Here is a 13,324-nt window from a genome sequence, read left to right as displayed (position 1 = left end):
ATTAATGAATAAAGAGCCAGATAGCCCCAATGTGATTTTCTGGTTTTTTAGAGAAGGAGAGCGTTTTGCGAACTAATCGAGAGACATGTTGTCGCATCGTACAGTTAAACCGCTCAATAAAATTGGTTTTACCAGACTCTTTCCCAACAGCCTTATTCAGAACAACTCTACCCCTTACTTACCTCGGCAACTCAAAATAAAAGGGAGCGCTTGGCGCTCCCTTTTATTTGTTGAATTTAGACAAATTCAGCTTCGATGGTTTCAGGCTGTTGCTGAGGTCGTGGATCGAACTCGAATAGAGAGTAGACAACATCACGACGGATTTGGGTCATCATGTCTAGGAAGATTTCGTAGCCTTCGCTCTTGTATTCAATCAAAGGATCTTTCTGTCCATAGCCACGTAAACCAACCGATTCGCGTAAAGATTCCATTGCTTGCAAATGATCGCGCCAGAGAGAATCAATCCGCTGCAAGATAAAGAAGCGTTCGGCTTGACGCATCAAACCAACTTGCAAGGATTCCACTTGCGCTTCTTTGATTTCATAGGCTCGGCGAACTTCTTCACGCAGGAATGCTTGCATCTCAGGTAAGAACATATCATCAAGCTGGTCTGGCTCGAGATCTTGTAAGAGATTCACAAATTCCTTGATCTTTTTGACCATCGCTACGAGATTCCATTCTTCTGGTGGAAGTTCAGGATTAACATAGGCATTGACGATATCATCCATGGTGCGTTCGGCATATTCGATCACGCGATCGCGTAAGTTCTCACCCTCAAGTACACGCCGACGTTCAGCATAGATGGCTCGACGCTGATTGTTCATGACTTCATCGTATTCAAAGACTTGTTTACGAATGTCGTAGTAGTATGTTTCTACTTTCTTCTGGGCGTTTTCAAGAGCGCTGGTGAGCATTCCTGAGCTAATCGGCATGTCTTCTTCGACGCGGAAGGCATTCATCAGACCTGCAACGCGATCGCCTGCAAAAATCCGCATCAAGTTATCTTCGAGACTGAGGAAAAATCTCGTCGAACCTGGGTCACCTTGGCGACCGCAACGACCGCGCAACTGATTGTCCACCCGACGAGATTCATGACGTTCAGTGCCGATCACATGTAAGCCGCCCAGTTTTGTTACTTGCTCATGCTCAGCATCGGTGACTTCTTCATATTCCCGCTTGATCAAAGTGAACGCATTACGAAGTTTTTGGATGACTTCATCATCGGTAGGTGCTTTCTCAGAAGCAACCGCCAGCATTTCTTCCGCTTCCAATTCCGATTGACTCATTCTACCAAGCTTCTCAGCCGCAAAATCAACAGCCTCTTTGAGCATTGCTTGAGCATCTTTGGAGAGTTCACAAGGATAGAGACTATCGGATACTTTCCAAGTCTTTTTCTTTTTGCCATCCGTTGATCCGAATCCCTGTCCTTTTTGAGGGCGATCGCTAAACATGCGCTGACCTTCATTGGTAAAGTCTTCGTCATCTTCAGGACGAACAATCATCGGCATAAAGCTTTCACGCACCTTCAAACGTGCCATATAGTCAGCATTACCGCCGAGGATAATGTCTGTACCACGACCTGCCATGTTTGTAGCGATCGTGATCGAGCCTTTACGACCAGCTTGAGCAACGATTTCGGCTTCTCGTTCTACGTTCTCTGGTTTTGCATTGAGGAGATTATGAGGAATTTCTTTTTCACTCAACAACCGCGCTAATACTTCAGATTTTTCAACACTGGTAGTTCCAATTAGCACAGGACGACCTGATTCATGCATTTCGCGACATTCTTCGGCAACGGCTCGCCACTTGGCCGCTTCAGTTTTGTAGACCACATCCGACCAGTCACCACGTCCGCTCTTACGATTGGTAGGCATAGTTGTGACTTCGAGATTATAGATCTTCCCTAGTTCGGCTTCTTCGGTTTTTGCCGTGCCAGTCATGCCACCAAGTTTTGGATAAAGCAAGAAGAAGTTTTGATAGGTAATCGTGGCGAGAGTTTGGGTTTCATTCTCAATATCCGTACCTTCTTTTGCCTCGATCGCTTGATGCAATCCATCGCTCCAACGACGACCTGGCATGACGCGCCCTGTAAACTCATCAACGATCGTGACTTCACCATCGCGAACGATGTAATTCACATCTTTGAGGAACAATTCCTTTGCCTTCAGTGCGTTAAATACATAATGCGCCCAAGGATCGGCTTGGTCAAACAAGTCAGTAACGCCGAGTAGGTTTTCTGCAAGCTCAAAACCTTCATCGGTCATGACGACGTTGCGCTGCTTTTCGTCAACTTCATAATGGGTTTCTGGCTGCATTTGGGCAGCGATCGTGACTGCGCCTAAATATTTCTCGGTCGGGCGTTCGACCATGCCTGAAATAATTAGGGGAGTACGTGCTTCATCAATTAGGATCGAGTCAACTTCGTCAATTACACAGAAGTTAAAGGGGCGCTGCACTACTTCTTCAATGCTAGTCGCCATGTTGTCGCGTAAATAATCAAAACCTAGTTCGCTGTTGGTGGCATAGGTGATATCACAGCCATAATTTTTGCGGCGCTCGATTGGCTCCATTGAGTTTTGAATCAAGCCTACCGACATACCTAGAAAGCGGTGTACTTGCCCCATCCATTCTGCATCACGGCGGGCGAGGTAGTCGTTAACCGTGACTACATGCACGCCTTTGCCTGAGAGAGCGTTAAGGTAGCTAGGCAAGGTGGCGACGAGGGTTTTGCCTTCTCCTGTTTTCATTTCGGCAATTTCACCACGATGCAGGATCATGCCGCCGAGCATCTGCACATCATAATGACGCAGCCCTAAAACGCGGGTGGCTGCCTCACGGACAACAGCAAAGGCTTCAGGGAGTAGTTCGTCAAGTGGTTCCCCTTTTTCGAGGCGCTGTTTAAACTCTCCTGTCTTTCCTTGCAATTCGCGATCGCTTAGCACCGCTAACTCTGGGGCTAGGGAGTTAATGAGAGCCACTTCGGGACGGAGTTTGTCAAGCTTACGCTTATTAGGATCGCCAATCAGGTTTTTTAAGTTAAACATAGCTACCGAATGCAGTTAAAACAGGGGATGCGCCAAACGTGATATTTAATACGATTTTGGACTACAAGTATATATTACCCGACTGTTGAGATTACAAGCTTCGGATAACCGAAGCGATCGCGAAACCAAATAAAAAGTGTTGCGAAGCAACACTTTTTATTTGGTTTATTGCGTGTAATAAGCCCTTGTACCTTTAGCATCGATCGCTTCACTCAGGCGCGTCAAGGCATGGACATAGGCGGCTGTTCGCATGGAAATTTGTTTTTGGTCGGCAATTTTCCAGATTCTCAGAGTTTCGGCGATCATGCTGTGTTTGAGGCGATCGTTTACCTCCTCAAGCGTCCAATATAAGCCACTACGATTCTGTACCCATTCAAAATAACTAACGGTGACTCCACCTGCATTCACGAGAATATCAGGAAAAACCATGATTCCGCGTTTTTCCAAAATTGCATCCGCAGCAGGAGTGACTGGCCCATTCGCGATCTCGAAAATATATTTAGCGCGGATCTCGTGAGCATTATGTTCAGTGATTTGATTCTCTAGCGCCGCAGGAATCAAAATATCGACATCGAGCTGGAGCAGCTCCTCATTGGTAATCGTTTGATGCTCGACGATATTACATACTGAATCCTCGCAGTACACTGCCTGAAAACTGCGAGTCGAATTTTTATAACTGATGATGCTCGGCACATCTAGCCCTTGCTTTGCATAAATACCGCCCTTAGAATCGCTTACCGCTAGAACCTTGTAGCCTGCCTTACTCAATAGATCGGCGATCGCAGCGCCGACATTTCCAAATCCTTGGACAGCTATTGTTGTTTGTTCGCGCTGCATTTTTAACAATGGCAGCAAAGTCTCGATCGCAAAAAATGCCCCTAAGCCCGTCGCGGTTTCGCGTCCGAGACTACCCCCCATAGAGATCGGTTTACCAGTAATCGCCGCAGGACAAAGCCGACGCTGAATATTGCTATATTCATCCACCATCCATCCCATGATCGTCTGGTTAGTCTGGACATCGGGTGCAGGAATATCCACATCTGCCCCCATAAAATCAGCGATCGCATTGATATATCCTCGACTGAGTCGTTCTAATTCAAACTTAGATAATTGCTTTGGATCGACGGCGACACCACCTTTTGCCCCGCCAAAGGGCAAATTCACTGCCGCACATTTAAAGGTCATCCAAAATGCTAAGGACTTTACTTCATCCATGTTTACATTGGGATGGAAGCGAATCCCCCCTTTGGTTGGACCCCGTAAATCGTTGTAGCGCACACGATAGCCCTGAAAAACTTTCAGAGTTCCATCATCCATTCGCACTGGAATGGAAACTTGCAAACTCGCTTTCGGTGATTTTAATCGCTCGATCGCATCTTCAGAAATATTTACATGGGCGATCGCATCCGCCAGCCGTTCGCTTGCCTGATCGAATAAAGACTCTGACACCAAGACCTCCAGTGTTCTGTGATTAGACAAATCTGAGAAAGCATTTAAGAATGCAAGGGCGCACCAAAACAGGTATAAATACTGATGAAGTCTAGTATCAGCCTATCAAGATGCGCCAACCCTATAATACCGATTTATCAAGCAAAGAGTGGGAAATAATTGCCCCAATGATGCCGAAACCGTCAAAATTTGGGAGACCACCAAAAACAGACTTTCGGGAAGTGCTAAATGGGATTTTCTACATAACCAAGAATGGTTGTACATGGCAAAATCTGCCACATGATTTCCCACCATATTCGATGGTTTACTTCTACTTCCAAAGGAGGACAAGAATGGGAATTATAGCTCAAATCAATCGCAAGATCAGCGAACAAGTATGTTTAGCGGATGGTCGAGAAGCAACGCCTAGTCTATTATCTAGGCTAAGTAGAGCTATGCAAAACCTCAAAAATTACCCTAACCCAATTAACTAATGTCTACGCTTAAAGCATCAAAACAAGGGCTTGAATTAGCAGATCGCGCTAGGCGGCGTAAAGGCTGGACAAAAACGCGGACATTGGCTTGGTGGCAAGCAGCCCATACCTCTCAGGCAACATTGAGAAGATTTTGGCGGGGCATAGCGATCGATCGCGAGACGTTTATTGCTATTTGTCTGGCTGTGGGGCTAACGGATTGGCAAGCGATCTCCGAAAATAATTTCTCAGAAGATCAGGACGTACTTACGACAGTTCATGTGGAGCCTTATCAATCTAATCAAGTAGTTGAGCAAGACCCAAATTTCTCACTGTTATTGGAGTCTAAACGTTTAGCCGCAATAGTTTTTACGGATGTAGTCGAATTCAGCACCAAAATGGAGATCGATGAAATTCAGACAATCAAGATCTTAAATCATGACTTTCAGATCATGCAGCAGTTATGTTTAGATTGGGGGGGGAAAGTGATCAAGTCTAATGGCGATGGTTTACTAATGTATTTCACAAGTGCAATTCAGGCTGTAAATTGCGCGATCGCCATTCAAACTAATCTTACTCACCAGACTAATGATGTTTTGCCACATGAAGTTTTATTGCACCGCATAGGTATTCATTTGGGAGATATTTTTGTAAATGCTGGGGATGTCATCGGCAATGGCGTAAATATTGCCGCACGTTTACAAGCTGAATGCGAACCGATGGGAGTTTGTATTTCGCAATCAGTTTACGACACCGTGAAAGGCAATCTAGCAAAAGAAATTGTCTATGGAGGCTTGCGAAAGCTCAAAAATATTGTTCAGCCTGTTCCCGTTTACAACATCATTTGTGGCAATAGAAGTCAAAAAGAAGTATTCGCTTTACAGAAAAAATCGGTGGGCATATTACCAGTTCCTCTACTTCAGCAGGATTGGAATGAATCACCCGATCTGACAGATTTTTACGGTCGAGAAGATGAGCTAGAGTTGCTAGAGACTTGGTTGATAAGCGATCGCTGCAAGGTTGTATCGATTTTGGGCATTGGTGGAATTGGCAAAACTTCACTAGCTGTAGCTTGTGCCGATCGCTTGCAAGATAAATTCGAGCGTTTGATTTGGCGATCGCTTCAGTCCACGCCGACACCAAAAGAATTTTTGCAAGATTTACTGCGATTTTTTGCTAATGCTCAGGAGCCAGAAAGTATTGACAACTTGCAACAGGGTATCAATCAACTAATCGACTATTGCCAGCAATATCGTTGTTTGTTGATCGTTGATGGATTGGAAGCCATATTTTTGAGTAGTGAAGGAAAGGTCAAACCACAGACGGGGTTCTATCAGACAGGCTATGAAGGATATGGAGAAATCTTAAACAGATTAGCAAGCGATCGCCATCAAAGTTGTTTGCTGCTGACCAGTCGCGAGAAGCCCACAGAAGTTGCTATGCATGAGGGAGCATCTTCACCAGTTCGAGCTTTGGGGTTGCGAGGTTTAGAAATTGCTGAAGTAATCGAACTATTTAACGCCAAGGGTTGTCATGGCAATGAGCGAGAACTGCAAGAAATTACAACTCTTTACGGTGGTAATCCATTGGCTCTAAAAATGATTGCCACGATAATTTGCGAGGTGTTTGGGAATGATGTGCGAGCATTTTTGCAAGAAAATACCATCGTGATTGGCGATCGCATGAGGTCACTACTCAAGCAACAGGTCGATCGCCTATCCGAACTAGAGAAAGAGATTCTTTATTGGTTGACAATCGAACGCGAACCACTGACTTTAGCAAGATTGCGAGAAAATCTTTTGATGCCTCCACCCTTTTCTCAAATCTTTGAGGTTCTCGCGGCACTCGAAAGGCGATCGCTGATCGAGAAAGTGGTCGATGAAGTGGAGATATGTTTTACGCTTCAGCCTTTTTTGATGAAGTATTTGCTGGAAGAGCTTGTGGAGCAAATTCTAGAGGAGTTTTTTGAGGCGATCGCGACTCAGGATATTGAGTGTCTAAGGTTATTTCGTACTTGTGCGTTGGTTAAACTTAAATGTCAAAATTTGGAAGCCCCTAACGAAGCGCGAATACTTTTACGGTTACGAAATGGCATCTGGAGAGCTTATCGCAGTGAGAAGAAAATCCAATTAATTTTTGATTTTTTCATTCCTCAGTTACAAGGCAAATCAGATTTGATAGTTGGTTATGCTGGGAGTAATTTTCTGGCTTTGGTGAAGGTGTTTGGGGTAGATTGCGATCGCTATAAATGGAAAAATATCTATCTGCGATAATTTCACAACTGAATTGTCTAGATTAAATCTTTAATGTTGCTATAATCCATTGCATACCTGTCATCAGATAAAATCCTCCCATTAGGATTAAGCCAATGCTGCCAATGCGGGTAATCATTTCAGAATGCTTCATTAGCGATCGCGCCTGCTTCGCCAAACCTGTAAATAAGCTGGCTAAGAAAATAATGGTAGTGTAACCCAAGGCATAACTAATCATAGCCAAAACACTGTAAAATTGAGAGCCTGAAGTAGCGGCGGCAGCCAGAACAGCAAATAGAATTGGACTAGAACAAGGAGAACTTAATAGAGCAAAGGTTAAACCAATTCCATAAGAACCAAGAGCAGGCAACCTAAAGTTTGTTTGAGGTAAGGGTAAGCGAAAAACACCCCAGAGGCTTAATCCCATTAAAAGGATAATAATTCCCACAAGAGTGTGAATGTATCCTCGATATTTAATCATTACAAACCCAGCAAGGGAAGAAAAAAGTCCAAGTATACAAAGAACAGTTACAACTCCCAACACAAAGCCGCCAGCTTTGATAAAGGCATCCCATCGTGATGTAATCTCACGGGTTCCAATATAGCTAAGATTAACTGGGAGTAAAGCTAATATGCATGGAGAGATACTAGCAATCAGACCACCAGTATATGCTAACGGAACTAATATAAATGGATTTGTAGTTGTCTGTTGGCTAAACCAATTGTGATAGCTAGAATCCACCTGAAGCACAAAATCTTGAACTGGTTGGAACAGTAATATCCAATTAACTTGGCTCATTCCTAAGATTGTAATTATCGTAGCAATACCAAGCGTAATCGGAATAAATAATCTCCCAAAGGCAGTCTTAGAAAACGTTTGGATAAGCTTATTAATGCGTGACATAGACTTTAATATTTAAAGTTGCGCGAGCCTGTATAACCAGAAATTGTGGCAATATCTTTAAGATCGCGACTTCCACGATAAGACTGACCATTAATTTGCCAAGTAGGATAGCTCCTCACACCAAAGCTCTCACAAAGCTCTGGGCTTGCATTATTCCCTGTTGGATCGCACTCAACATATTGAACTTCACTAATTGCCTCTCCAAAAAGCTTTTTCTGTTTAGTACAATATGGACACCAATAAGTGCCATACATAACTGCTCCAATTTTCTTAAGGTGTTGTGCAAGTTGTTGTTCTGCATTATCGTTTGCAGGCGCAGGTACAGATGCAGGAATATTTTGTGGTTGATTTGTTGAAGAAACTGTTGGTTTTGCTGTGGGAACTGGAGCAGGTTCACATGCTTTCATAGATTTGGCTATAGCATCGGGAATCTTGCCTTTTAATTTGAAGGTCTCACCAGCTTGGTCAAATTCATCTGGACTGAATGACACTTTGATTTTCCCGATAAAACAGTTGCAATATGTTTTTGTTCCACCCGATGTTTGACAGCCTTCGACGTAAGCCTTAACAATCTCAGGTGTAAAGGTTCGCTTTTGGGCTGTGGCATTCGCTGCTACGGGTGAAGCTGTTATTGCTGGAGTTGTTGTATTTGGGGCAGTCTTTGCTTGGGGAGATTCCTGACTGCATCCTATTACATTTGTCAATGTAAATAAGGTGAGTAGGCAAGCGATCGCTGAATTATGCTTTTTTAAAAATCTCATAAGTTTCTTGATAAAGATAAATAAACTTTCTAGCAGATTTTATATAGATGTATGTTTTAGATGTTAGCCAGTTGATTTAGATAAAAACCAATAATTTTCATGATTATACTTTGGATTTTAGATCTATTTACTCGAAGCTCTAGATAACTATACGTATCTCTACCAAGCAAATAACTATGCAATAAATCCTAACCTTCTTCTAATTTTAGTTTTTGCTTTTCCACAAAGTCTTGAATTTCTCCAATCAACCATTGTTTTTCTTCTTCAGAGAGAAACGCTGCAAAGCGGATATTGCGGCGTTTAATAGTTAAATTACAGACTGTGATTGGAGAGCCTCGTTTTATTGATAGTAATATGCTTTTGAGGTTTGCCTGTAATATACGCCCAACTTGTCCTATTTTTCTAGTGTTTTGGATTCTCCAACCAAAAATACTCCGCCTTATTAAGATTGAGTTCGCATCAATCTCGATATCTACTTTAGATGCACATGCGATCAGAAACGCAAAAAGTATCCATACACTTACTAGTACAACAATTACGAGAAAGACTAAAGCATTAAAAGAGATGCTAGTCAGAATACGATTAAAATCAAGTGTTTGTGGGATTGTCTGAACAACTACCCATAAGTAGAATAACAAGAAAATATTCCAGATTATAGGAATAGCAAGAAAAAAGCGACTGTAATTACTGCGTAGCAAAACTGGTGGGATAGAAATAATTTGCTTATTCTCGCTTTCCGTTATAGCAATCTTGCTAGCTATTGGACGAGAATTCTTGGAGCTTGTATAGGTTCTTTTTTCTTGTAAAACGGCTAATGCTTCCTCAGCCGATCTAAATCTCTCCTCGATCGCAGGTTCGATCATTCTATCTAGCCAAGTTTCAAAATGTTTGTCTAGTTTGTTTTGATTAATTTGCGATCGCCAATCAATTTTAAGTTTTCTTTGTGGTAGCTCAGATGGATGCTTGTGGGTTAACAGAAAAATTAAGGTTGCGCCCAATCCGTAAAGATCTGTACTGAGTTTTGCTTGACCGCGAAACTGTTCAGGAGCCATATAGCCATAAGTACCGACAATTGTGCTGCCGCCCGTAAGAGAGTTGTGATAGGTATCTTGTACTGCACCAAAATCCACCAGAAAAAGTTTGTCTTTGTCTTGCGATTTGGCAGATTGATTATAAATAATATTTTGAGGTTTAATATCTCTATGAATTACAGGAGGAATAAGCTGTTGAAGATAGATGAGAATCTCTAAAATTCTTTCAGCAATTTGCTTTATTTCTAATTCGTTAGGATTCCATCCATTTTCAATGAGATTAGCTAAATTTTCACCATCGGCTAACTGTTGAACTATATAAAAAAGTCTTTGCCTTGGTCTATCAATTTGAAAGTAACCTAGGTAGTGAGGAATAGCAAAGTGATCGAGTTGAGCTAATATTTTAGCCTCTCTTTCAAAAAGTTCTAATATTTTAAAATTTTCAAAATGCTTCAAAGCAATAACTTTAATAGCTACTTCACCAACACGAGGATGTTCTGCAATATAGGTAGTAGCAATACCACCTTGTCCAAGAAATCCCGTAATTCGATAGTCTTTAACTATGTCCCCAATATTATGAATTGATTTCATTGAGCCTCCGTATGTCTACTACTTTGCACCTTTCTCAATTAAGAATTTTGCTATTTCATTATTTCTTGATACTGATAAAGCTGTTTTACCATCACTATTTATCATATTGACATTTGCATTATTCTCAATTAGCAATTTAACTATTGGCATATATCCAACGCTAAAGGCATGATATAAATATGTAAAATCATAGCTACTCTTGACGTTAACGTTTGCGCCTTTATCAATTAAAAGCTTTGCAAAATCAAAATCTTCATTATCAATTGCGTATATCAAGCAAATCTGCAAATATTCTTTCCTAAAGTTATTAATATTTGCCCCTTTGCTAGAAAGGTAATATAGTATTTGCAATTGCCAAGAATCTTTGATGTATCTCTCATAATCACGAAAATGCTTGCTATCTTTTGCGACTACGTAGACATATCGAAATGCATAGTCTAAAGGCGTATTTCCATTATTGTCTTTAGTATTAATGTCTGCTCCATTTTCAATTAAAAGTTTTGTCTTACTACTTTTGCTATACATATAGGACAATTGAAGTTCGACAAATGGGAGAAAGCCTGCTTCAATACATTCATCGCTTAGCTTTTGGAGTAAACATTGAAATTGTCTAGTCCCAATCATGTCAGCAATTGAGAAATGTAAGGGTGTAGCCCCATAAATATCTTTTACATTAATATTTGCACCAGATTGAAGTAGAAAGAGTATAATATCTGAACTTTTTGGAACTAATTTAAGTTGATCCATCGGTCTCTTCGGCATGTCCTTTTCTTCTATTTTTTTAATAGGATATCTTCCTATAACACTATCTGTTTTTACTACAGTGTAATGTTTAGAACCATCAGGGCTAGTTCCAGTAGTATATTCCACATAATCATCCTTTTTGACTACCGCATAGTGAAGAGGTGTCTGTCCAAGATTATCTTGATGATTAATATCTGCACCATTTTTGATCAGGTGTTTCACAATATTGATATTGCCATCATCATTAAAGTAATTTAGTACTGCATTTGACAGTGCTGTTTTATTGTTTTTATCTTTAGCATTAATATCAACTTTTTTGGATATTAACCAATCAATAACTTCCTCTGATTTTGTAGACAATAAAATTCCCTGATAATCTAATTTAGTTCCATTCTGACTAAGGAAATCAAGCATTTCTACATTAAGATTTTCTGTGATGCAACGATCAATATCAGTATCTTGACTTGGGAACTTATTCGACAACTTTTTGCTTTGCTTTACATAATCTATAAGCTCCTGTATATCTTCAGGTTTTCTTTTACTTTGTTTGACATATTCTGTAAAACTCTGAATGTCTTCAAGTTTTTTGTTTGATTGTTCAGATATAAACTTAGTTATTGTATTAGAGTTAAGATTTTGTTTCACATCAAATGAACAGATTTTGGGATATATATCGTAAAAGCTTAAAATCATCCATTTATTAATACTAATCAAAACAGCCGAAATACTGCCGATACCAGCGATCGCAATCCAAGATTTCCAAGAAAGTCTTCTTCTTGGAAACCAGACAATTTGTTTCTTCTGTAAAGCTGCTAGAGACTCACTCGCAGAAGCAAAGCGATCGCCTAAATCTGGCTCCACCATCTTCTGCAACCAGTCGGCAAATTGCTCTGAAACCTTAATTTTAGAACGGAAATCATAGCGCAATCTTTCTTGTGGCAACTCCGAAGGAGAGCGATGAGTCAAGATAAATAAAATCGTTGCGCCTAAAGAAAACAAATCCGTTGCCGATACCGCCTGACCGCGAAACTGCTCAGGAGCCATATAGCCAAACGTGCCAATCACCGTACTACCTCTCGCCATCGCGCTGCGATAGGTATCCTGTACAGCGCCAAAGTCAACTAAAGACACCTTGCCATCATCACCGTAAATCAGGTTATGCGGCTTAATATCGCGATGAATTACAGATGGACTTAGTCCATGCAAATAAATTAAGATATTTAAAACCTGTTCTGCAATTTTCTTAACACCCTTCTCATTAGTGCGCCATCCCGCCTCAATCAATTTCGCCAGATTTTGCCCTAGAGCCAACTCCTGCACAATATAAAAAGCACGATCTTCCTCTGTATCAATAGTAAAGAAATCAAAATACTTAGGAATGGCAACATGATCGAGTTGAGACAACACCTTAGCCTCTCTCTCAAAAAGCTCGATTTGCTTCCAATCATTCATATGACGCAACGATAAAGCCTTAACCGCCACTTTTTTGTTTTGCTGTAAATCAGTCGCAGCATAGGTGATGCCATTGCCACCTTGCCCCAAAATCTCTAAGATCTGATAGCGATCGCGAATTACATAACCAATTCCATGTAACCCATCTTTTGCCTCTTCATCATCCATAGCCAAAGATAGATCGAGACTGGGGAATGGCTTTGGATAATCTAAGTCAAACTCAGCTTGCCAAGCAAAATCTTTCTGTCCAATTTGTCTAGCCCCCATTCGCACCTTAGTAATACTTCTCGACTCAAGATCGATGAGTTCTAGTCTTACTGCATCTACTAAAGTCTCGCGATCGGCAATTGGATCGGATGCGATCGCCAATAATAGGCATTCCTCCAAACGTTTAGCAGAAGCCGAGATGCCTTGCCCCTTTAGCATTTCATTTAAATATGTAGCGATCGCATTAGGATCGCCTTGTTTTGCTAATTGGTACTCATTTGGAGTAGTCATAACGATGGGTTAGAGACTGATTACTGCACGCTTTAAGTACTTATATCTGAATGTTAATGAGCTATGCAGTAAAACAAAACTGAAATTTCAATATTATTTAATGTTCTTTGTGCCAAAACTCATTCATTCGCGCACAATAAATCTTG

At 41.2% G+C, this 13,324-nt stretch carries 8 protein-coding genes and 1 pseudogene; 2 read left to right on the top strand and 7 right to left on the bottom strand.

Features of this window, described 5'->3' with window-relative positions:
• Position 1: 1 nt before the first annotated feature.
• The 3 genes and pseudogenes from APA_RS05945 to APA_RS05935 all read right to left on the bottom strand — a co-directional run.
• A pseudogene (locus tag APA_RS05945) lies at positions 2–157 on the bottom strand (IS1 family transposase); the annotation flags it as partial.
• Positions 158–236: 79 nt separating this feature from the next.
• Entirely contained in the window at positions 237–3,044 is a 2,808-nt protein-coding gene (gene secA / locus APA_RS05940; protein ID WP_201321391.1) for a preprotein translocase subunit SecA, read from the bottom strand.
• A gap of 165 nt (positions 3,045–3,209) precedes the next feature.
• The gene (locus APA_RS05935) at positions 3,210–4,493 is read right to left on the bottom strand and encodes a Glu/Leu/Phe/Val dehydrogenase (protein WP_201321390.1); all 1,284 of its coding nucleotides are present in this window, start codon (positions 4,491–4,493) and stop codon (positions 3,210–3,212) included.
• A gap of 110 nt (positions 4,494–4,603) precedes the next feature.
• On the opposite strand from APA_RS05935, the gene APA_RS05930 reads away from it, so the two are divergent.
• Positions 4,604–4,966 (top strand): transposase, encoded by a 363-nt coding sequence (locus APA_RS05930; protein ID WP_201321389.1) that lies wholly within the window; start codon positions 4,604–4,606, stop codon positions 4,964–4,966.
• Positions 4,966–7,218: an NB-ARC domain-containing protein gene (locus APA_RS05925; RefSeq protein ID WP_201321388.1), complete on the top strand. Its 2,253-nt coding sequence runs from the start codon at positions 4,966–4,968 to the stop codon at positions 7,216–7,218. Before APA_RS05930 ends, APA_RS05925 begins: the two co-directional genes overlap by 1 nt.
• A 22-nt stretch (positions 7,219–7,240) precedes the next feature.
• Here APA_RS05925 and APA_RS05920 read toward each other — a convergent pair whose 3' ends face one another.
• From APA_RS05920 to APA_RS05905, 4 genes are all read right to left on the bottom strand, one after another.
• The gene (locus APA_RS05920) at positions 7,241–8,101 is read right to left on the bottom strand and encodes a cytochrome c biogenesis CcdA family protein (RefSeq protein ID WP_201321387.1); all 861 of its coding nucleotides are present in this window, start codon (positions 8,099–8,101) and stop codon (positions 7,241–7,243) included.
• Positions 8,102–8,106: 5 nt separating this feature from the next.
• On the bottom strand, positions 8,107–8,862 hold the full coding sequence (locus tag APA_RS05915) for a hypothetical protein (protein WP_201321386.1): 756 nt from the start codon (positions 8,860–8,862) through the stop codon (positions 8,107–8,109).
• A gap of 188 nt (positions 8,863–9,050) precedes the next feature.
• Positions 9,051–10,484, bottom strand: coding sequence for a serine/threonine-protein kinase (locus tag APA_RS05910; protein ID WP_201321385.1), 1,434 nt, complete (start codon positions 10,482–10,484; stop codon positions 9,051–9,053).
• Between the two features lie 18 nt (positions 10,485–10,502).
• On the bottom strand, positions 10,503–13,178 hold the full coding sequence (locus APA_RS05905) for an ankyrin repeat domain-containing protein (protein WP_201321384.1): 2,676 nt from the start codon (positions 13,176–13,178) through the stop codon (positions 10,503–10,505).
• Between the last annotated feature and the right edge of the window lie 146 nt (positions 13,179–13,324).

Origin of the sequence: Pseudanabaena sp. lw0831, from assembly GCF_016584665.1 — a bacterium.
GTDB lineage: Bacteria > Cyanobacteriota > Cyanobacteriia > Pseudanabaenales > Pseudanabaenaceae > Pseudanabaena.
This window is presented reverse-complemented; position numbering and strand designations above follow the sequence as displayed.